At 30.1% G+C, this 22,420-nt stretch carries 22 protein-coding genes and 2 pseudogenes; 10 read left to right on the forward strand and 14 right to left on the reverse strand.

All coding sequences use genetic code 11. The features are described from left to right. The 9 genes and pseudogenes from ABDH49_05115 to ABDH49_05155 all read left to right on the forward strand — a co-directional run. Window positions 1–1,704, forward strand: a 1,704-nt coding sequence (locus ABDH49_05115) for a T9SS type A sorting domain-containing protein (protein MEN3046344.1), incomplete at its 5' end; no start/stop codon positions are given. Window positions 1,705–1,707: 3 nt separating this feature from the next. Beyond that, on the forward strand, window positions 1,708–2,580 hold the full coding sequence (locus ABDH49_05120; protein MEN3046345.1) for a PorV/PorQ family protein: 873 nt from the start codon (window positions 1,708–1,710) through the stop codon (window positions 2,578–2,580). A gap of 68 nt (window positions 2,581–2,648) precedes the next feature. Beyond that, complete coding sequence (locus tag ABDH49_05125; GenBank protein MEN3046346.1) at window positions 2,649–3,761, forward strand: hypothetical protein; 1,113 nt, start codon at window positions 2,649–2,651, stop codon at window positions 3,759–3,761. A 15-nt stretch (window positions 3,762–3,776) separates the two neighbouring features. After that, complete coding sequence (locus ABDH49_05130; protein MEN3046347.1) at window positions 3,777–4,142, forward strand: hypothetical protein; 366 nt, start codon at window positions 3,777–3,779, stop codon at window positions 4,140–4,142. 29 nt (window positions 4,143–4,171) lie between these two features. Beyond that, complete coding sequence (locus ABDH49_05135) at window positions 4,172–4,312, forward strand: hypothetical protein (GenBank protein MEN3046348.1); 141 nt, start codon at window positions 4,172–4,174, stop codon at window positions 4,310–4,312. 111 nt (window positions 4,313–4,423) lie between these two features. Further along, on the forward strand, window positions 4,424–4,594 hold the full coding sequence (locus ABDH49_05140; GenBank protein MEN3046349.1) for an ATP-binding protein: 171 nt from the start codon (window positions 4,424–4,426) through the stop codon (window positions 4,592–4,594). Beyond that, a pseudogene (locus tag ABDH49_05145) lies at window positions 4,591–4,911 on the forward strand (response regulator). The gene ABDH49_05140 and the pseudogene ABDH49_05145 overlap by 4 nt, the downstream one beginning before the upstream one ends. A 91-nt stretch (window positions 4,912–5,002) precedes the next feature. Next, window positions 5,003–5,923, forward strand: a pseudogene (locus ABDH49_05150) (sigma 54-interacting transcriptional regulator). Between the two features lie 9 nt (window positions 5,924–5,932). Then, entirely contained in the window at window positions 5,933–6,274 is a 342-nt protein-coding gene (locus tag ABDH49_05155; GenBank protein ID MEN3046350.1) for a hypothetical protein, read from the forward strand. Window positions 6,275–6,281: 7 nt separating this feature from the next. Here ABDH49_05155 and ABDH49_05160 read toward each other — a convergent pair whose 3' ends face one another. From ABDH49_05160 to ABDH49_05225, 14 genes are all read right to left on the reverse strand, one after another. Further along, a complete protein-coding gene (locus ABDH49_05160) occupies window positions 6,282–6,761 on the reverse strand; it encodes a PDZ domain-containing protein (GenBank protein MEN3046351.1) in 480 nt (159 codons plus the stop codon). Window positions 6,762–6,817: 56 nt separating this feature from the next. Then, window positions 6,818–7,147, reverse strand: coding sequence for a helix-turn-helix transcriptional regulator (locus tag ABDH49_05165; protein MEN3046352.1), 330 nt, complete (start codon window positions 7,145–7,147; stop codon window positions 6,818–6,820). Next, window positions 7,134–7,625: a hypothetical protein gene (locus ABDH49_05170; protein MEN3046353.1), complete on the reverse strand. Its 492-nt coding sequence runs from the start codon at window positions 7,623–7,625 to the stop codon at window positions 7,134–7,136. Before ABDH49_05170 ends, ABDH49_05165 begins: the two co-directional genes overlap by 14 nt. Next, window positions 7,622–8,098, reverse strand: coding sequence for a hypothetical protein (locus ABDH49_05175; protein ID MEN3046354.1), 477 nt, complete (start codon window positions 8,096–8,098; stop codon window positions 7,622–7,624). The genes ABDH49_05170 and ABDH49_05175 overlap by 4 nt, the downstream gene beginning before the upstream one ends. Before the next feature lie 383 nt (window positions 8,099–8,481). Then, complete coding sequence (locus ABDH49_05180; GenBank protein ID MEN3046355.1) at window positions 8,482–9,219, reverse strand: hypothetical protein; 738 nt, start codon at window positions 9,217–9,219, stop codon at window positions 8,482–8,484. After that, the gene (pgsW, locus tag ABDH49_05185; protein MEN3046356.1) at window positions 9,216–10,337 is read right to left on the reverse strand and encodes a poly-gamma-glutamate system protein; all 1,122 of its coding nucleotides are present in this window, start codon (window positions 10,335–10,337) and stop codon (window positions 9,216–9,218) included. Before pgsW ends, ABDH49_05180 begins: the two co-directional genes overlap by 4 nt. Beyond that, complete coding sequence (gene pgsC / locus ABDH49_05190; protein ID MEN3046357.1) at window positions 10,334–10,789, reverse strand: poly-gamma-glutamate biosynthesis protein PgsC; 456 nt, start codon at window positions 10,787–10,789, stop codon at window positions 10,334–10,336. Before pgsC ends, pgsW begins: the two co-directional genes overlap by 4 nt. Continuing rightward, entirely contained in the window at window positions 10,786–11,952 is a 1,167-nt protein-coding gene (gene pgsB / locus ABDH49_05195) for a poly-gamma-glutamate synthase PgsB (GenBank protein ID MEN3046358.1), read from the reverse strand. Before pgsB ends, pgsC begins: the two co-directional genes overlap by 4 nt. Next, a complete protein-coding gene (locus ABDH49_05200) occupies window positions 11,949–13,439 on the reverse strand; it encodes a M14 family zinc carboxypeptidase (GenBank protein MEN3046359.1) in 1,491 nt (496 codons plus the stop codon). Before ABDH49_05200 ends, pgsB begins: the two co-directional genes overlap by 4 nt. Continuing rightward, window positions 13,436–14,554 carry a hypothetical protein gene (locus tag ABDH49_05205; protein MEN3046360.1) on the reverse strand — a complete coding sequence of 373 codons (1,119 nt, stop codon included), beginning with the start codon at window positions 14,552–14,554 and terminating at the stop codon, window positions 13,436–13,438. Before ABDH49_05205 ends, ABDH49_05200 begins: the two co-directional genes overlap by 4 nt. Window positions 14,555–14,566: 12 nt before the next feature. Then, on the reverse strand, window positions 14,567–17,251 hold the full coding sequence (locus ABDH49_05210) for a C25 family cysteine peptidase (protein MEN3046361.1): 2,685 nt from the start codon (window positions 17,249–17,251) through the stop codon (window positions 14,567–14,569). Then, on the reverse strand, window positions 17,193–17,597 hold the full coding sequence (locus ABDH49_05215) for a C25 family cysteine peptidase (protein ID MEN3046362.1): 405 nt from the start codon (window positions 17,595–17,597) through the stop codon (window positions 17,193–17,195). Before ABDH49_05215 ends, ABDH49_05210 begins: the two co-directional genes overlap by 59 nt. Before the next feature lie 18 nt (window positions 17,598–17,615). Beyond that, the gene (locus ABDH49_05220) at window positions 17,616–20,783 is read right to left on the reverse strand and encodes a C25 family cysteine peptidase (protein ID MEN3046363.1); all 3,168 of its coding nucleotides are present in this window, start codon (window positions 20,781–20,783) and stop codon (window positions 17,616–17,618) included. After that, the gene (locus ABDH49_05225; protein MEN3046364.1) at window positions 20,780–21,808 is read right to left on the reverse strand and encodes a hypothetical protein; all 1,029 of its coding nucleotides are present in this window, start codon (window positions 21,806–21,808) and stop codon (window positions 20,780–20,782) included. Before ABDH49_05225 ends, ABDH49_05220 begins: the two co-directional genes overlap by 4 nt. 42 nt (window positions 21,809–21,850) lie before the next feature. Between ABDH49_05225 and ABDH49_05230 the strand changes: the two genes are divergently transcribed. Next, on the forward strand, window positions 21,851–22,420 hold a 570-nt coding region (locus ABDH49_05230; GenBank protein MEN3046365.1), incomplete at its 3' end, for a hypothetical protein.

The following is a 22,420-nucleotide window of genomic DNA, read 5'->3' on the forward strand; positions in this document are numbered from 1 at the left end:
AGGGATGATTATTTTCCTTGGATGAGTGTTTCAAAAAGTGGAGTAATACATATTGTTTGGCAATCTGTAAAGGCAGGTAAAGGAAAAATTTACTATACACGTTCGGAAGATAGGGGAAACACTTTCACTTTACCTGATACATTACCTGGTGTAAAAGTTATTTATAGTACCTTTTCAAACATAAATTTTGGACCCCAACCCAAAATAGCCTGTGATCCAAACGATGAAAATACAATTTATGTTGTTTGGGCTGATGACAGAACTGGACTCATTCAGATAAGAATCGCTCGCTCTCTCGATGGAGGAAGAAGTTTTGTTGACTTGGGTATTGTTGATAAAAACCTTGATAATGTTAATCGTTCACCTTATGTGATTGTTGATGATTCAGGTTATGTCCATGTTGCTTGGGCAAGAGGAAACTCTGGTAATAACCAGGACCCACACCCTGATATAGGCTATAACTTTTCAAAAGATAAAGGAAACAATTTTTTAAATAAAGATATCTTTGTTGTTGATAATCCAGGCTACCAAGCCTATAGAGGTAGCCCGTCCATTACCTGTTACAAAGGTGAGATTCTTGTTGTTTGGGAGGATGCAAGAGGATTCCCTGATGGAGAACCCCAAATTTATTTTGCAAAGAGGGTAATTTCTGGTGATTCTATTTATTTCACTAAAAACGTGAAAGCTAACGTTTCTTCAGGGAAAAGTAACTTTAGACCTGTATTTTTTGTTGATCCACAAGGCAGAGGAGTTTGTGCCTGGCACTCAAACCTTGTGAGGGATGACCACTATAGTATATTAATGTCTGCCTATTCAGATACCTTAAATGCCTTTAGTCCTGCACAGATTGTCTTTGACTTTGACACAACTTTCACAGGAACAACAAATGCAAACTTTGGTAATGCCTTTTATCCACCCTCTTTATTTGTTGATACAATCTCTGGATTAACTAACTTTTTCCTCGTTTGGCAAGACCTAAAGGAAGACCCTTTAGGAAATATCTATTTTATAAGAGGTAAAGTAATTGTTACATTATCTGATTTAGATATACATGGAGATACACTTGATGTTAAGAATGACACCCTTTACTTTGGTGAAGTACCCTGTGACTTATACGTTATAAAGAAATTACTTATCGCAAATACAGATAGCCTATTTAATCCCGATCCTTCGGATGGACCCTCTCAAAGGGTGATATACAAATTAAGGGCAGATACTGTTTTACTTAGGGGACCCCAGGGTGGATTATCCAAAGCATTTGTTTATGGTAACTTACCAGAAAGTTTAGTAATAGGAGAGAAATTTGAAGTAAACGTCATATCTTATATAAGGGATGGAAGTCCCTATGGCCATTATTATGGAACACTTTATATAAGTGGTATAGATAAAGATTCAGCCACTGCTATAGATAGTGTTTTTATTTTGATAAAGGGGGGAAAAGCAAGGGAAGATCTTGATGATGCTTTTGTTTATCCTAATCCTTTTAAGCCCTCACAGGGACACAGTCATATTAGTTTTACAAATTTATCAGCAAATGCCAAAGTAATCATTTTTGATGTAAATGGTAATAAAATTAAGGAACTTACAGCTGATGAGGATGGCTCAGTAAGATGGGATGGCAAGGTTGCCTCTGGTGTATACACCTATGTTATAGAAGATAAAAATAAAAAGAGGAAAATTGGTAAAATTGCAATAGTGAGGTAAAATATGAAAATCTTAACATTTTTAATTTTTAGTCTTTTTAATCCCGATGATAATTCTTTTGTATTTCTAAAAAATTTGAGGGACGCAGAAGATATTGCTCTTGGCGAGGCTTCCTGTGCTTTACCCTGTGATGTTTTAAGTTTTATTTTCAATCCTGCTCTTTTAGGAGGTATAAGAAACTATGAAATTTCCTTTTACAGTTCCCTTTTATGGAATAATATAAAAGAAAGTTACTTTGCTTTTGGAAGCAGGACAAAGCTTTTTAATTATGGAATCTCCCTCAATTACTTAAATTACGGAAAAATTGAGGGGAGAGATGAACTTGGATTTAAAACAAGAGAATTTACACCCTATGACTTTTCAATTCATATGGGTATTGGGAAAAATGTATCTAAATTTTTAAAAATAGGGGTTGCCTTTTCTTATGCAATAGAACAGATTGAAGAAGAAAGAGGCAATTCTTTTCTTTTTTCTTTTGGAACAAAGTATATAATTCCAAATATTCCATCTATTAAAGTTGGATTTTCAATAATTAATCTTGGAACAAAAATAAAGTTTATAAAAGAATCTTTTTCTCCTGCTACTATTTTTAAGCTGGGAGCTTTATATAAAAAGTCAAAAACGCCTTATCTTTTTACTTTAGAGCTTTCGATTCCCACTGATGATTTACCGTTTGTTTCAGCAGGGGGGTCTTATGCCATAAAAAATATATTTGAAATAAGGGGAGGATTTAAAAGTTCATTTGATGCAGGTTTTATTTCTGCTTTTAGATTTGGTTTTGGTTTAAATCAAAAAGCCACTTCGCTTGATTATGCAATTGTTCCAAGAGGTGTTCTTGGAATTACCCATCATATTGACCTAAAGTTTAAATTTTAATCTATTAGAAACAAAATCTTTATTTACCCTATAATTTTGAAAATTTTCTTACTAGTCAACTTTAAGGAATGAGTAAAGAATTAATTTTGTTAGTAATAAATTTTTTATTCAACGAAGAAATTCATTTAATCACATTATATGAGAGTTATTCTGTTGATATTCCCTCAGCAATCGATTTTAACATGGATAAAACTTATGAAATAATAGAGTGTTTTCCTGCTGAAGGTAATGTTCGAACCTATCATACAAAATCACCGGTTGGGCAAATTCTGCTTCAACTAAATTTTCCTCATGGTAAAGTTGGTTTTACAAACAGTATAAACTTGGATGGTGGTGTTGATTTAGAGCTTGCCTTTTCCTACTTAAAAAATGATAGTTTATTTTTAGTTTTTATCAAAGCTTATTCTGATAAATCTTGGAAATACTTTATAACAGAAGTTAGAGATAGAGTACCACCTAAGGGATGGATAGGGAGTATCTGTAAGGGTGGAGTCTTAAAAGTTAAATATAATAACAAAAATATTTTAATAGCAGTTGTCTCTACTGGTTTTGATTTATACCCACGTGGAGTTTTTGCGATAGATGAAGAGAAAAACGAAGTTTTATGGAAATTTGTAAGTGGCGCAACAACAGCAAGATGGAAAGTAGAAAACATAAATGGAGATAAAGTTCCTGAGTTAATACTCGGAAGCTTTTCTCCCTCCAATGGTAGTGATTATAACGGATTTAACGACTTTTCCTCTTATCTTTTTGTATTTGATATGGATGGAAGGATGCTTTTTCATCATGTTGTTGGTTCCTATTCAACATTAGCAGAATTTATAATTAGTGAACCAAACCTTGAAGGGGTAAGAAACATTTATGTATGTGAGCTTGGAGGTGTAAAGGAAGAAAAGGAGAGAAATTTATTTTTAATATGTGGAAAAAGCGGAGAAATCATAAAAAGAAAGAAATTTTATGAAAATATCATTGAATTTAATTCTATCGATATAAACGATGATGGTAAAGAAGAACTTCTTATTTTATTTATTTCTGGCAATTGTTTGATAGTTGATAAAGATCTAAATATTATCAAAAAAGTAGATCTTGGTAAAGGAATAGAAAATTTGATACCTTTAGACATTAATTTAGATGGCAAAAAAAGAGATAATTCTTATAAAACCTCTAAATTAGAGATCTGAAACACAAAATTTAATATGCCTTCATCTTTTGAAACAGGAAATCTTGGGATATTTGCAGATGAGATTTATCTTTATATTTTTGAACATGAGGGCTTTAAATCAGTCATTTTGTGGGAAAAAGCTCCACAGGACTTAAAGAGATATAAAGCTTTATCCTTTAGATTTGAGAAAAAATTTAATTATAAAATTTTGTTTCTCCTACTAGTAATTTTAATAATTTCAGGGATATTTTATACAGGGTTCAAAGTAGGAAGAAGAGTTAATAGAGAAACTTTTAAAGATAGAATAGATCCTCTTCTTCTTTTAGAATCCCTACATAAGATGAAAGGCACACTTACAAACTTAAGTAATTTTATCCTCGAAAAGGGAGATGAAAAGTAAGAGAAGACTATAAAAAAATAGAAGAAATTATGAATTTTTTAAACGTCTATTTAGGAATTATAAAAATTAAGGAGGGAAAATGTGAAGTAAATGGCTTGATAAAAAATATTGTGGAGAAATTAGAAAAGATTTACTATCCAGATATAACTTTTGAATTAAATCTTGATTGAGAACTTGCTTCAAAATGCGATAGAGTCATGGAAAAAGTAAAATAAAGGTTGAAACAGTCAAGAAGTTTAAATCTTTTGAATTAACTGTGGAGGACGAGGGAAAGGGTATGGATGAAGAAGAACTTTCAAAAATCTTTGAGCCATTTTATACAAAAAAAAGAAGATCACCTTAGTTTAGGCTTATATCTTGTTAAAGAGCTTGTAAGAAATTATGGTGGAAAAATAAAGATTTACTCAAAGAAAGGTGAGGGGACAAAAGTAAAAATTTCTCTACCACTATGAATAAAATACTAGTTGTTGAAGATGATAAAAGAATTCAATACTCTTTCTTAGAGACACTTGGGGATAATTTTGAAGTCCATTTTGCAAACTATATAAAAGAGGCAAAGGAAAAAATTAAAAATTTAAAATTTGATCTGATTTTCATTGATATAAAATTACCTGATGGGAATGGGCTATGTTTGCTTGAGGAAATAGTTAAAAATGAAAAAATACCTGTTTGTGTGATTTCAGGGTATGGTAAAGCTGAGGGTGGTGCAAAGGCAATAAAATTAGGGGCAGTTGATTTCATAGAGAAACCTATTAGAAAAGAAAGATTAAAAATTACAGTTCAAAGCATTCTGAGAGATATTGAAAAAAATAGTATAATTAAGAGACTAAGTGAAGAGATAAGATCAAAATTTCCTTTTATTGGAAGATCCAATTTTTATAAAGAAGTAATGAAAAATATTGAGATATTTTCGAATTCAAATTCTCCTCTACTTATTACAGGTGAGACAGGTGTTGGCAAAGATGTTATTGCAAGATATATTCACTATGTTAGTGTAAGAAAAAACTTTCCTTTTGAGTATGTGAACTGTGCTTCTATACCGAGGAATTAATAGAGAGTGAACTATTTGGTTATAGAAAAGGGGCATTTACAGGTGCTTTTAAGGATAAAAAAGGAAGTTTGAACTTGCAGATAAGGGAACGATTTTCTTAAATGAAATATCTGAAATGCCTCTAGAACTTCAGGCGAAATTGCTTGATGTGATTGAAAACAAGGAGAATTTTCCTCTTGGAGGAGGAAAAAGTATAAAAGTTGATGTAAGAATAATAGCAGCAACAAATAGAGAAATTGAAAAAGAAGTTGAAAAGGGTAATTTTAGAAAAGATCTTTATTATAGATTAAATGTACTAAGAATTAACATACCGCCTTTAAGAGAGAGAAAAGAGGATATTAGGTGTATTGCAGAGTATTATTTAAAAAAATTTTGTGAGGAGTATAATAAACCCTATTATGAGTTTTCAGAGGAGGCGTTAAATTTTATTGAGAATTACCCTTTTCTGGGGAATGTGAGGGAATTAAAAAACATTATAGAAAAATATGTAATTAAAAAGGAAAAGGGGAGGATAATATCTAGGGATGAAATAAAAAGTTGCATTTATAATTATGATGTTTGGGAGCCGAAAATAAATTTAGATGAAATAAAGCCGTTAAGGGAGGTTTTAAGAAATTTTAGGAAAGAGTATGTAATGAGGGTTTTGGAAAAGTGTAATAAAAATATTACTTTAGCGGCGAGGATGTTAAAAATTCATAGAGTTCATTTACAGAGAATTTTAAAAGAAAAATAATAAATTATGGAGATAGCGCTCTCAATTATAGGTTTTGGTGTGACATTTTTAGCATTTGCAGTTAAATATCTTGCATGGAGAAATGGAAAAATTACAAGAGAAAATACATTGAGAATGATTGAAGAGATGCATCATAAGGTAATTGAAGAGATGCATAAGGGATTTGAAAGGATGGATAGGAAATTCGAAATGATGCACGAAGAAATAAAGAAAACACAGGAGGAAATAAAAATTGGGTTTGAAAGGATGCATGAAGATTCAAAACTCATTGCACTTTTAATTCTTGCGGAAACAAAAGAAGAAAAAGAAAAACTTATAAAAAGACTTTTACCACATCAAAATTTTTGATAAGTTTTTACTCAGTCTTCTCCTCAACCTCCTTAGTCCTTTTTTCAAGTTCTTTAATTAACTCACGAAGATTTTTTATAAGCTCTCTAAGATTTTCTTTATGTGATAAGATTACTCTTTTTTCAATCTCAAATTTATATGGCTCTCTTTCACCAATCTTTACTTTTAAAGAAATTTTCTTATTTTTTCTCAAAATCTCAAGATTCACTTCCTCATTTGGATGTTTTTTAACATAGTAAGTTAAGTCATCCGTGTCAATTATCTTTTCATCTTTTATCTTTAAAATTATGTCTCCTTCTTTTATGCCGACCTTATCTGCTGGTGAGTCTTCTTCAACTTTTGTTACAATTACCCCATATTCAATATCAAGTGCAACCTTATAATGCTCCGGTATATCCTCTACATACACACCAAGCCAACCTTTTTTATCCTTTGAATTTAAAACACCTACCCCAATTAAAAGAATTATTAATATTATTCTTTTCATACTTTCTCCTTTTTCATATATTAAGACGAATTAAGAGTTTAGATAGTTCCAAATTATTAAGGGAAAAAATCTAAAGATTTACATTTTAACCATTTTACCTTAACCTTAAATTTTCTTGATATCTTATAAATTAGTTCTTCGTCAACTTTTTCATTAAACCTTTCAAATCTTTTATATTTTTTTAAAGAAATACCTAAAATTTTTGCCATCTCCTTTTCCTTTAAACCTTTTATCTCCCTTAACACCCATAATCTTATATTTATATTTTCTTTACCATCAATTATTAAATTTTTAATTACTTCTTCTGGTTTCATAAATTTCCGTGCTAAATCAATTAATTCATCTAATGATTTAATTACTTCATAGGCATCCTTAATCTTTTTCATATATCTTTAATAAATTTTCTACATCTATAATATCTTGTGGCCTGCCTGCTTTTCTCTTCATCTTTATAAGTTCATCAAAAGCTACCACTTTTAAATAAGTGTCTTTAAATTTAATCCTTCTCCTTTTAATTTTTGAGTAATCATATTCAAGATGTATATCAATTGAAATAAAGGGATCGTAAGGATTTATAAATGTAAAAACTTTTGCTCCCTTCTCTTCTATTATTTTCTCCCTTTCTTTTTTGTCAATTAACCTTTTAAAATCAAAAGGAACCCTTGGAATAAAACCAAATTTTTTTACTATTTTTAAAAATCTTTCAACATTATCTTTTTTAAAATCAAGAATTAAATCAACATCCTTTGTCGTCCTTAAATATCCATAAATAATCACAGCAACTCCCCCTGTTATTATATACTTTATCTTTTCTTTTTCTAAAGTGTACAATATTTTTGTAAATTTATTTTTAATTTTTTTCATCTATTGAAAAGAGTAAAATAAAATTTTATCCCAATAACAAACTTCCTGTATTCTTTTAAAATCTCCAAAAGGTCATCTTCATAGGGATTATTTATAAATCTTTGTTCATAAATTGCAAATAGAGAAATAATAAAATCTTTATAATCAATTTTTGTCTCTAAACGTGAATTTATTTTATAGTCATATCTTTTAAAATGAAGTGTATCAGTTTTATTTTTTGTTAGAAATTTTCTGATTTCAAAATTAAGATCTAATTTTAAAAATTTGTAATTTAAATTTACTTCAGGAATTAAAGATATGTATGAACAATCTTTATAGGAAAGGGGATTAAATGGTTTTAAATAAGAGATTCCAAAGTTTACTCTATTAATACCAAATAAAAATAAATATTTTGAGGCATCAAGATAATTCCAAAAGTTAGGATAAAAGTTGTAAAAGTAAACCCCAGTTTCAAAGAAAGGATTTAAATTCATTTTTTTAAACACAATACCAGAAGAGATTTTAAAAAGCGAAAATTCAAGAGGATAAGTAAGATCTTCCTCTTTTATAAAAACAGGACCTATAAAAAAATAAGGTTGATAAAAAACTTTTAAAAATATTTCTTTATCTTTTAACGTTTTAAATAAAAAATTTAAATTCCCGTAATTTTTATACTCATTTTTATAAAAAATTTTAAATTTTGGTGATAATTTAAAATAAAAGTCTTTTAAAGAAAAGATTATTTCAGGATTTAATTCTAAGAATAGATCATCAATCGTCCTTACATACGTAAACTTATAAAGTTTTTTACCTTCTAAAAAATTTGATATATCTCTTTCTGAAAATTTAAATACATTTGAATCATAACCTGAATTTATTAAAAAAGAGACTTTAAATTTTTTTTGTTTTTTTTTACATAAACTTTTACACAGCCTTTACCTTTTTCAAAGAGTATTTTTATTGAATGAGTTCCTTTGGGAAGTTCAAGCTTTATTTTTTCTGCCTCACTAGGTAAAATATTTTTATTTTCTAAAAATCTTGTCTTTCTCGAAACTCTTCCTTCAAACTCTTTTGAAAAAATTTCATTTTCATTATCAAGAATTTTCAATTTAAATATGTCATATTTTCTTTTTCCTTTTTTATCAAAATCTCCTCTTATATATACATAAATTGTTTCAGGTCCCTCTATTTTAAAACTACAAAAAGTGTCATGAGTAATTCTATAATAGACATATCTTTTTTCATTTATAATACATGTAATGGGAAAACCCTCTAAATTTAAACTCTTTAATTTAATCTTTTTTAACTCAAAAATGTTCATATAAAAATTTCCCTCTTCTGTTTTTAGCTCGTATTTTCCTGTCTCGAGAAGTAGCTTTATCTCTTTTTTTTCTTTAACTTTATAACTTTTATATTCCTTACCGTCCTTAAAAATATAAAAATCTGCCTCTTTACCTTTATTTTCAACATAAATCTTGATTGATTTTGGTTCTTTTAATTCAAAATGAATTGGTAAGTCACTTTTTAAATTTTCATTCTTCAAATTCAATTTAATTTCCTCCCAATAGGCAAAAAGCAAAGAAAATAAAGAGATAATTAAAATTATTTTTTTCATACGCTCTCCTCTCTTTTTTTCTTTTTTAGAATATAATTTATATCGAATCTTAAGATTAAAAATAAAAGAAAAAGCAGACCAAATAGCTCTAGAATTATTAAGGGAATTGAATATTTTTCTTCAAAAAAAAGGCTCCCTTCACAGGCTTTTGGCATTTCAATTGGTGAAATAGGCATGTTATACTTTTTAGCGATCGCCACTATATTATGAATACTTATAACAGGGATCCCCTTTTCAAGAAATCTTACAATTACACCTTTAACTGGTAATTTATTAAAGTCTACTTTTCTATCATAGGGGTCATTTATTCCTGATCTTAAATAATAAATCATATCAGAAAAACCTAAATCTGCCATTACTTCACCTATACTTATAAAAAGTTTTATGTTACCGTTTGAAAGGCTATCGTAAATTTTAACCCTTCTTTCAATTGACCTTTCAAGTGAATTTTCATTTATAAAGATAGGGATGTTATTTCGCTCAATCGCCTTTTTCAAAATGTTTCTTCCTTCTTCTTCTAACCCCATGCCCGCGTCATTTATGCCGCCTAATGAAGCTGCGATCGTTTTAGTTTTTATTACTTTTTTTTCATAAAGAAAATTTTCCATATCAAGATATGTCCAAAAATGGTGATTTGCACCCCATGCAGATGAACTTAAAGATGTAATTATTATTGGTTTAAGGCCTAAAACTTCCGCGGAAATAATAAGTGAAATATTCAATGCAGGAAAAGATCCGTTTAAACTTACTCCCACATAGTCTCCCTTTTTTAAATTTAACTTTTTAAACATATCAATAAAAAGGGCAGAAAAATTTGGGTTTATACTCGTTAACTTCGTTTCAAGAGCCGCTTCTTCTTCTGTTATCAAAGAACTTCTTAAACCTATAAGTCCTGTTTTTCCTGGATCATTTATTGAATCTATAACTCCGCCTCTTTTAATAAATTCTTCTTTTAAAAGCAAAAAAGCTTTATGCGTAAGAACTGCTGATTTTTCTTTCAACTTATAATACTTTACAGGCTTTTTTGTAAGCGTTTTTCGTTCAATAAAGAAAAATAAAACTCCCAATAAAAATAGAATTAAAAAATCAATATTATTTAGTTTTCTTTTTAAAATCATTTAAAAACAGGTGCTCCACCATTTATCAGAATAACAACATATCTTATAATTACACAAACGACGGAAAGAGTACTTAAAGTTGGAATTATGCCTTGTCTATCCATCCAATAGGCTAAAAGTCCTGGAATTATAAAACCAAATGCCCTTATCATAATAGCAATTTCTCCCACTGGTGAGCTTGCAATAAAACGTGAAAGCTCAGAGAATAAAAAGCCAAGTAAAACTGTGACAAGGAGCCTCCTCCTTCCATAAAGTAAAGAAAAGTTTGAAATGATTTTTAAAAAAATTAAGGTTAAAAAACTTGCAATAAGCGTTCCAATTAAAAGATCCGGCTTATCTAATATATAGGCAATATAACCAGGAACAACAAGCCCACCAGCCATTGACCCAATTATTTCAGAAGAAAATAAAGTCAAAATTAAACCAATAGCTATCGACTGTGCAAGTATCATAAAGTCCTCTTTGATTTAAAAATTTCTCTTATTTTATTCCCAAGCCCTACAATGTTTCCTATTCCCATACAGACTGAATCTTCGCTGAGTTCTAAAACACTTTCAAAAACTTCTTCAGGTTTAGGATTTCTAAAAGTGATTATTCTTTCTCTTTCAATGCCCTTTTTAATAAGGTTATTTTTAACTATAAAAGAGTGTTCACCGCATACTATATAATAATCCCCTTTTATTTTATCTCCCAAGAATTTTAAAAATGATTCTGTCCTTTGAGCTCTATCTGATCTTAAAACAAATAAAACTATTTTTGTTTTTCTATCTTTTGAAAAATTCTGCCATAAAATATAAGTTGATTCAGGATCATTTGCTGAGAAGGCATTGTAAAATTCTATTTTTTTACCTTTTTCTTCTATAAAATATTTTTCAAGAACACCGGGATCTGGATTCACGTTATACATGCTTTTTAAGGCTTCCTCTTTTTTAATCCCAAAATATTCACATACACTGCATGCAATCGCTATATTTTCTTTATGTTCTATATAAGTAAATTTTTTTAGGATCTCTTCATTTACCCAGGAAGAATCAACATAAAAAATTTCTGTATTCCTTTTTTTACATTCTTCCTTGATTATGTCAAAAAACCTTTCTTCACAAGTAAAAAGAACGCCTTTCCTTGGAATTGAAAGGCACAAATTTCTTGCAACATCTAAAAGGGTAGGACCCATCACGTCAAGGTGATCTTCCCTTACATTTGTTATAACTCCAACACTACTTTTCATTATATTTTCTTCAAAAACTTTTATGTATTCAGGGGTTATTGCCATACATTCTGTTACAAAAAAGTTTGCACCTAAATCTTTTGCAATTTTAACCATTCTTAATTGTTCAATTATATTAGGTTTACCGGGACGAGCAATAGGTAATTCTTTCCCATCAGGAAATATAAATCTTGGAACAGTCCCTGTTGTCTTTGCCACAACAATATTCGCGGGATTTGCTTTTAAGCCTTGATATATAAGTCTTGTTGTTGATGACTTTCCTCTTGTACCATTAACATGAATTCTATTATTTATTTTTTCTAAATTTTTTAAATGTTTTTGATAGCGAAAAATCTCAATAGTTAAATATACTCCTAAAGAAATTAAACTCGCTGTTAAAAGGCTCATTTTATAAAAATTATTTTACTCCTTTTTTTATAATTTTTAGTTTTAAGTACAGAAAAATATATTTCTTTTTGAAAATCTAAACTTATTTCTTTCCTATAGAATCCTGGTGAAAGGTTTTTAAAGATGATTTTTTTAACAGTTCTACCAGTCTTATCATATAGGTAAAACGCAGGACTATCTATATTATTCTTAATCCAAAGAATGAGAATTATGCTATTTTTTGTTATATTTTTGAAAATATAAACATCTTCCGGAAAAGTATCATAAACGAGAGGATAGAGATAAATATTAATTTCTTTAAATTCTTTTTCACCCAAAGTGAAATTAACAATTTTTTCTCTATAACCTTCCTTTTCTATTTTAAGGGTATAATTGCCTGGTTTTAGGAGTCTATAAATGTCACCATTTACTTTTGTTGAGATATGTTTTATCTCAGGAAGTGTATCAAATTCTATTATTCTGCAAGAGGCATCAAGAGGCATTCCTGTAATTGAATCTTTAATTATCACTTTGATTATATTATAAGAGGCCCTTCTTAAAAGATAATAAACGCCATTCAAATTGTATTCCACAATTTTTGGGATTCTCCAAGGGGCAGGAAGTGTTGTATCTGAAACTTCAATTAAGATACCAAAAGTTCCATAATTTGTGTAAATCCAGTTTCTGAACACTCCACCAAGCCGTCTGGATGTTACCATAGGAATATAAGGTTCACCTGTTATGTCACTTTTTATATTCAGGGCAAGACTATCAGCCACTTCCTTTATGAATATAAAATCAGGACACAATTTTGTTCCATCTCTCCATGGATAATATATAACCTCACCTAATCCAGTCCTCGCACTGTGATAAGTTATTCCAATAACAAAATTCTCTCTTTCACATAAAGTCTTTATACTTTTAGTCTCTGGTTCAGAAAAGGGGAACGGTCCTCTATAATATTCACTTGTATCATCTGGTGAGCCAGCGTTATTCCATAAATAATCGTAATTTCTATTTAGGTCAACACCATCTCCTCTCCCTTCTTTTCCACATTTATAATCAAAAATACCATTTTTATTGTTATCCCTTTTGTTTTTTCTCCATATTTCACAGATTCCCTCTGTTACAACACTGTACCCATCAGGATTTAAACATGGGACTATATATATTTCGCATTCATTAACAAATTTTGTAATTTTTTGATCTTGTCCATAGAATGTCAAAAGTCTTTTTATAAGCTCTATACATATCTCAAGACCAAGAGGCTCCTCAGCATGATGGAGTGCAACAAATAAAAGGGGAGGTTCTGTTTCATCATATCTAACATTATCAGAGATCTTTACAACAATTATGGGATTCAAATCAACCTCTGTATAATTAAGTGTTTCCACTTTTGCAATGTCTTTATAAAATGGTATTATCGAATCAAGAAATTTTTGTAATTCCTTAAAGGTGTGATACTCAGGAGGTATAATTAAAAAATTGAATAAAAGAAAAAATTTCATTTTAAAATAATAAATTTGCCCTTATATTCACTTGAATTTATAAAATAAATTCCTCTTTTTAATTCTTTAAAACTACTTTTTCTACCTGAAATGTTTAATGCCTTTCCTCTAAAACTTTTTAAATACTCTCTATGAGGAAAAGTAGTAAAATAAATTTTCCTTTTGTTTATCTTTTCTATTTCTCTTACATTTACATTTATCCAAGTGTTTCCTCCATCATTTGTAAAAAATATAGCGTCTTCTCCTGAAGCAACTCCGTGAAGTGAATCAAGAAAATCTATATCAAATAGAGTTTGAGCATTACCTACATTCTGCAATGTCCAAGTATTACCTCCATCTTCTGTTTTTATTATTGTTCCAAATCTGCCGCATGCCCATCCTTTACTTTCCGAAACAAAATGAACTGCCCTTAAATAATATCCGGGGGGAATTATTTGTGTCCAAGTAGCACCTCCATCATCTGTTTTAAAAATAACAGGTGAAATAGTATCTAAATCATTACCACCAACAACTATCCCCTTTTGTTCATTAAAAAACCATAAGTCAAATAAATCAAAACCATTTGCCTCTAATAATGTATTCCATGTAAATCCCCCATCGATTGATTTTGCAACATAACCTGGAGTCCCAAATTCTGTAGGAAGTCCTGAACATATGAATCCTATCTGGGGACTTATGAAATGAATTCCATAGAAGTCTACTCCCATATACTGAGTGAATACTATGTTCCAAGTTTGTCCACCGTTAGATGTAACAAGAACGGTGTAATCACCAGCTGCCGCGTACCCATGTATGGAATCAAGAAACTGGATTCTTGCTACCCACTTTGTATAACCTATCCATTGTAAAGACCAAGTTAGTCCACCATCTTGGGTGTATCTTATCTCTCCAAGTCTTCCACCTATCCATCCCCTTAAGGAATCTATAAAAAATATATCAAAAAGCCCCCTCTGTGTCCCAGGATTTATATATAGCCAGTTTAAACCTTCATTTTCTGTATACATTATAAAAACTGAATCATAAACTGCAATCCAAGCCTCTCCTCTTTTAAAACCATAATCGCACCCTCTATAGTTATAGTTTACTATGTTCAAAATAAAGATAAATCCCATCATATTTTCCCCTTTTTAAAATTTAATGAATTTATATGTTATTTGATTATCACATTTTAATATAACAAAGTATACACCTTGTTTCTTAATTTCCAATTCAAAATTGTGGATCCCAGAATTTATTTTACCCCTGTAAATTTCATCTATCTTTCTACCACTCACATCCATCAAAAAAAGAGAGATATTTTTATTTGAGTTTAAATTCAAAACTATTTTTAGATTTTTATTATATACATTCTGATAAACTTTTAAAATTGAACTTTCCTCTTCTTTCCTTTCAGCTTCCTTTATAACAACGGGTTGGCAATTAAACCCTTTCACTTTGTGAATATACCCCCTTACTGATAAACGAGGTTCAGATATCCAATAGTCTCCAGTGTTCGGGTCATACTCTATTCCTCTGATATTCATATTTAGTTTGAACTTTCTACCTGTATATGTATGATTTACCCTATCCCATTCGTATACATAAGTACTATCAAAATTATTTCCACTTAAAAATATTCTAACATTGATAAGTGTCCCTCCATTTTGACCCAGCTTGTCAAAACATATTCCTCTTACTCCGCCCCCTGGATAGGGAAGGGTGTAAGTTCCAACTATACTTCCGTTTAGAGGATTAACTTTATAAATTATGTTTGTACTGTATTCACTTATCCAGAGATACTGACCATCAAAAGAGAGACCTGCGGCATCTTGGGCAGGCGAAGGAAAATCCTGAATTATCTGTCCATTCATATTTATTCTATAGATTCTATCCGTTCCTCTATTGTTGACCCATAAAGTCTGTGTCAATGAATCAAAACTGATATCGTAAACATTAGTTCCACCTGGTGCTGGAATCGAAGCAATATAGGATCCGTTATTTGGATCAACTTTGTATAAATAATTACTGTAATAGTCAGCTATCCATAATCCTGTCCCATCATAGGCAATTCCAGTTATCCAACCACCAACTTGCATTTGCGGTGGAACCTGAAATGTATGAAGAATTGTTCCAGGTAAAATACCAAATTTAACAGAAAAATGCTCTTTACGAGAATAAAAATCAGCACTTATTCTTAATGAACAGGGGAATATATAATAACAGGGAGTATTTATATCTGACTTTATTATAATAGGATCATTGGTGTTAACCTTTGTAGATTCTGCTTTTATATTTCCATAGAAGGAGGAAGAATCAATAACATAAAGTAGAGGTGAAAGTGATTTTAATGAAATTTTTACATTGTATGCATCCTGCGATCCAAAATTTTTCAAATAGAAGAAAAACTTAATTTTTTCTCCTGGTTCCCATGTGTTGTTTCCGTTACCTATAGGTACTTCATCAGAAATTGAATCTTTCACAGGAGAAAGATTAATTGCATTCACTTTTAAGTTCAAACTAAAATTCCAAAAATTACCACCTGAATCGTAAAAAATCATATTTAAGGGTATATTATAACCATCAGGACAAGATGATGAAACATGAAAAGAAAAGGCTGATAAATCCCATTTGATACTATCAGGCATCACATTTCCAAAAAAAGCTAAGGAATCTGTTAAATTTATAAGCGGTAAATTTATTCTTGCTTTTCCGTTTAAAGAATTTGCAGGTTGATTTCCCGTATTTTTTATTCCGATAGCAAGAGTTATATATTCTCCAGGATTTATAAGCCCGTTACCATTCTCATCAAATATTATATGGGAGTGATAGTTTATATAAGGACCTTCATATGAAAGAACATAGACCTCACCCTCCCAAGGAAGATAGTTGAACTTTGTAACTGTTAAATATAAAGTACAGGGATTTAATTGGGGTAAATTGAAAGTTATTTTACCATTTTGATTTGTTTCCCCAACAAGATATATTAAATTGTCTTTATGAGTTATACAAACTCTTGCTTTATAAACAGGCGAAAGAGTATTTGACTCCTTAACGTTTACTTCAAAAGATAAAGGTACTTGAATTGGATTCTGATAAGTTACAACAAAACTTTTAGGTGGTTTTGTCCATATATTTAACTCGGGATCACCAAGTAATTGCCACGACATCACTTCTTTTGTATTTCCTGTTGAATCAAAAATCTGTTTTTTACCTGCTTTGAAGGCTTCACCAAGAATAAGTACAGAATCCCTATAGATCTTTTTAAAAAATCCCCTTACAAAGGCGCTCCTATAATTTGCAAGACCAAAATCAGTAGTTGTAGTTCCAAGAAATGCAACTGCGCCTTTTAAATTTGAGAGACTCCCTGCCCTTAACCATGCTTCTCCTGCAAATTCTTCTCCTGAGGACATTGAGATTGTCTGACAAGTTGCACTTACAATAATTGGAAGTTTATTGTTATTAGAAACATTATAGGGATTAACATTAAAAGGAGGATACCAATTACCTACCCCCGAACCCCTATATAAAACAAATTCTCTCCCCTCATTTACACTGTTTATAATGTTTTGATAGGTATGTCCCTGGTCGTTTCTAAAACTATCTATTTTTGTATAACCATATTGGATCCAAAAATTTCTGACAATTCTCGTATCTTGAAAATAGACCTGATCGGATTCATCATAGTCTCTTCTTACAACTGTTGTTCCCCTTAAATACCAATTAGGATTTAAAAGTGGTGTCTTTTCAAAAGAAAGTATCTTTTGAACCATCATTTCAGCTTGAGAGGCGATTTGTGAAGGGTAATCGACCAACAGCAATTTCAGGTAAAACATCGTTCAGCAAATTGGAATAGTAGTGATCATGTCCCTGATATTGAATACTCTGATCAACAGAAGGATGTGTTGGGACATATTCAACAGATCCAAATAAAAGGACATATTCAGGCTTTACTTCCCAAGAATTATAGGCGTTTATAATGTAATTTTTTATAGCAGTATATGTATTTCCTGTCTCTGATAACTTAGCAACTTTTGTAGGAATACCTTTTTTATGTTTCCATTTTGCAAGTATCAATGCCTGGTTATAAAAGATATCAGGAGTTATGATAAGGTATTTTGCACCATTTATCTGAGCAGAGGAAATACCATATAAGGTTAAAATAATAAAAATTTTTTTCATCTTATACCTCTCCTTAATTTATTTGAAATAGATAAGTTTTTTAATTGAAACATTTTCCTTTTCAAAAATTAAGTAAAATTGTCCACTTTTTTTAAAAATTTTTCTATCAATTTTTAAAACTTTTACTTTGCCTTTACTCTCAAAAATTTTTCTCCCTGTTAAATCAAAAATTTTTATCTTAAAACTTTCATTTAAATTTATTGTATAAGAATTTTTTATGATAGAAGGGATATAAATTAAATTTTCAAATTTGCTTTTCTTTTCTCTTATAAAAATTTGTGGTGTGTTTGTGGTGATTAAAAAAGCTCTCCCATTTTTTATATGAGGAATTCCATCTGCTGTCCTTTTATTAAAAGAGATCTGAATACCATCGTTACTTTCAGGAGATTCAAAACCTATTGTGGAGTAATTATGTGTTGAATCATCATCTTTTATTTTTAAATACTGAATTTTCATAATACCATCACCTGTTTGTGTTTGATAATAGTTTGGATCATACAAAATTATTTGAAATGTTATAAGATCACCTTTTAAATGATTCTGATAATTGTGAATATGTTGAACTCTGCTCCATTCTATTATAAATAGATGATTTTGAGTATCATTATATACATAAACATCACGACTTGAATCACTCGCTTCTGGATCTAAATCATCCCAGAAAGGAGCCACAAAACCATCTGGAAGACCCTTTGAAAGGATTGGCCAATTATAAGGATCTGAAACATTGGAATTACCAAAAATAATATAACCATTATCAGAGACTGAAATTTTATCATAATTGATTCCATAATATTTAAAATTAAAGGGTAAATTAATTATTTTTGTTGTATCATTTTTCATATCTAAAGGAATTCCACCACCTCCAAAGGCAGGGTCAATCTCAATCCATGAAAATGTAGGTCTATTTGAAAATAAGGTATCTTCGTCATCAATAACATAGTAACCATACTTTGAAGGTCCTGTTACATTCAAAGGACCTGGCGTACAAATTTTTAAATTAAAATTAGATTTTCCATAACCTTCACTTTGAGTGTTCCAGGAAAGTTCAAATTCAATTTTTTCACCGGGGAAGGCATTTTGAGACACCTCTATAATAAAAGGATCCTGATTATTTGAAGAAAGAGAATCTGGTTTTACACTTCCAAAGTTGGAAATTGAATCAATAATGATTATTTTTGGATTTTGTGTCCTTAATATTCCGTTTACATTATACCCTTTAAAATTACCAATGTTCTTTAAATTCAGAACAAGATACTCAAGATTACCTGGTTCAGGATAGAAGTTTTCATCAATTACATAGAAACTGTCAATTTTAAATTTAGGAGCAAAGACCTTAGAATTTATATAATTAGTAAAGGTTCCCTCATTTGAACTTACATCTATTTTAAATTTTAAAATATGAGAAGAGGAGCAGGAAGGAGAAATTTTAAATTTAAAATGAGTATTCTTTATTTCATTGGGTGAAAAATTTCCAAGAACCCTTAGAGTATCAATTAAATTTACAAATCCATCAAAAGAAGAAAGTTTTGCAATAACATTGTTTACATTCTGGGTACCAAAATTTTTAAAGGATACATTTAACTTTACAATTTCTGATGGTGTTAAAAGAGAATCGTTATGACCAATTGAATCTGAAAATGAGAAGCTTTTAATACCTACATAGTGAGCTGTTTCTATAACAGGGATACTTATAATTTGAGGATAAACATCAAAACCTCTGACTACAACATGAAGATTACCTAAAGTTAAAGGCTTAAAGTTCAAAAAGGCGTCACCATTTTCATCTGTTAACGAAAAGTCTCTTGCTTCATTTTCTTTATAAACACTTACCCAAACATCTTTTAGAGGAATACCATTTCTCTTTACATTTATCTTTACTGATACTGTTCCTATTGATAAAGAAGAGGGGAAAGTTACCTCTACACTTTTGGGAACGCCTTTGTAAGGTAAAAGTGATGGATCACCTAAGATATTGTAAGTATGAAAGTAAAAACCTATGCCAGAATCTGGATCAGTTTGGTTTGGAATATGGGAGATTAAGTTTAATTTTGCATTTAAAAGTAAAGAAGCAATAGATGGAAAAGAATCCTCTGAATATCCTTTATAAAAAAGCTCATCTAAAATATTATTTTCTTTTGTATGAGTACCACCTGAACCTGAACCTATAAATATTATACCTCCCTTTGGATTTGTAGCCGTTCCTGCCCTAATCCACTTCTCACCGAGACACATTGGAGAATTATCATGGAAAGCACCTGTTAAACAAACAAAGCTTGTAACTATTGGAAGCTTGAATCCGTTTGAGAGATTATCGACATCTAAATAAGTAAACTGTGGATAAATCCATCTTTTTGATTCACCATCTCCGCCTCTATAGTTTACAAATAATACCCCATTATTACATATAGAAGTTATTTGGGAAACACCATTAGCTGTTGGTGGGTAAAAAACTGTATCAATTCCTTTAAAATAGTTTTTAATTAGCAAAAATTCTCTTATCCATTTTTTTACTTTTTTAGCTGTCCATACATGTTGAGGATAACGGGCACCTATAAAAAGACATCTTCTATACCACAAAGTATCAGAAACATAAGGGTTTTTCTCATAATTTAAAACTTTTGATAAATATGTAAGTAGCTCTCCAACAGTTGAAACACTTATTCTTCCAACCAAAATATCAGGAATGAAGTCATTATCAACTGTTACAAACTTGTTATCAGTTATTGCCCATGGTAAACCGTAAAAGGGTGAAATTAAATCAACATCACCAACAAGTAAAACATATTCTGGTTTTATTGAATCATTTTGATAATGGGAAAGGATAATATTTTTTATTGTTTGAGGGGACTCACCTCCAGAAATTACTTCAGTAACCACATAATAACCACACATTTTTTTCCATAATATAAAATCATTCATATAGGATAAAAAATTTGAATTCGTTATAATTAGAAAACCTTGTGGTTTTGGCTTTGCGTTTATAACTCCTGATTTCTTATAAAAAGGATAAAGCGAGAGGGGGACTATTCTTTCCTCAAAAATTAAATTCTCTTCTTTTGTATCCTCAATTAAAACATATATATCCCTTAATTTACCTATATATTCCCCCTGGTTAAGATATTCTGTTTTAAAAGACAAAAATTTTGAAACTGTTAAAGTTATAAAAATAATAAAAATGTTCACTCTACCTCCTTTGATAAAACAATAATACCCTTATCTCTATCAGCCACAAAGATATATTCTTCATTTATTTCTAAATCATAGGCATAAGATGTTCTATAGACTGCATAAACTTTTGGTTCCATTATATTTTTAATATCAACCCCAATAACACCTGAACTTCCACAAGCTAAATACACCATATTTCCGTCACCATCAATTTTTTGAGAATATCCAGGTAAAGAAATCCTCGATAAAACAGTAGGATTCTTTATGTCGCTAATTTCAATTATAACAAGCCCACCATATCCATCTGCAACAAAAATTTTATTATCTTTTACAAATATGTCTCTTGCATTATTCGGGGTATCTATCCAAGAAATAATAGCTTCACTATCTGGGACATTTGGAATAAGTGCAGGAAATATTACAACTCCCATTTGTTCACAAGCAAGATACACATAGTTTTCATCAGAGTATATTCCTCTTACTTTTCCGGGTGGATGGTATCTTTTTACAAAAGAAAGATAATAAGGAAGTCCTGATAAATCTTCAATATAATAAAAGTATCCTGAGGCAAGATAAAGAAAGTGTGTATCTTGAGGTGGAGAGGAAATATCATAAACATAGGAAACTCCTTCATCGCTTGTGATTAATTTTGGGTTTTTTAAATTTTTTATATCGTACACCCATATTCCCTTTCTGTTTATATCATCAAAACCTAAAAAAGCAAAAGAGTCTTTTACATGTATTGATTTTGCATTATAGCCTGTTTCTTTTTGAGAAAGAAGAATAATTGAGTCTGGTAGATGGGAAATATTTAAAATAACAAGTCCGCCTTGTCCATTTGCTACAAATAAAAGTGAATCCTTTAAAAAAAGACCCTGTGAATATCCCTTTAAAGGATATTCAAGAATTAAAGAAAATTCCTTTTCTATAATAGGTTCTGGAGGTTTTTTACAAAGAGAAAAATAAATAAAAAAAATTAAAATTATCCCACTCTTTTTAAGAATTTCAAACTCAAGTTGTTGAAATTTGAATTTAAGCATCCCATTGAAATTATACTTTTCAGGAATTTTGAATTCAAGCTGTTGAAATTTGAAAATCCTGCTTTTCTCTATTATAATTTTATAAATAAAAAAAATTTGAAAAAAAGGGATTCCATGAGTTTTTATAAGATTATTATATTATCTCAAGTATTAAGACCAACCGCAATTTTGGAACTGCCAACAGCTCAAATTCCTAAGGATCCAATTTTCTGGCAGATTGGTACTTCTTCTTCATTTTCTCTGGCATCAAAATATGATCCCCATGTTACTGATTTTGATTTAAATGGCTTTGTTTCCTTTAACGGAAAATGGTTCTTAGGACTAAATGTTTTTACTTTAAATGAAATTAGTTTAGATTTGGGAACTGTTTTAATTTCAGAAGCAGACAAATATCCAGTGGGTATTTCACTTGGTATTAGAAACATTTCCTGGAAAAAATATATTTCCTCAGTCGGTGGAGACCCAAAAGAAGGTGGTGGATTTACCGATGATAACTCATATATTTTAAGAAGCCCTGAAATTTTTTCTATATACGGGGTTCTAACAAAACATATAAATCAAAGCCTTATAATTCACCTTGGAATAGGAAGAGGAGAATTTATTGGCTACGGT

Source organism: Candidatus Hydrothermales bacterium, assembly GCA_039630235.1.
In the GTDB taxonomy this organism is placed as follows: Bacteria; Hydrothermota; Hydrothermia; order Hydrothermales; family JAJRUZ01; genus JBCNVI01.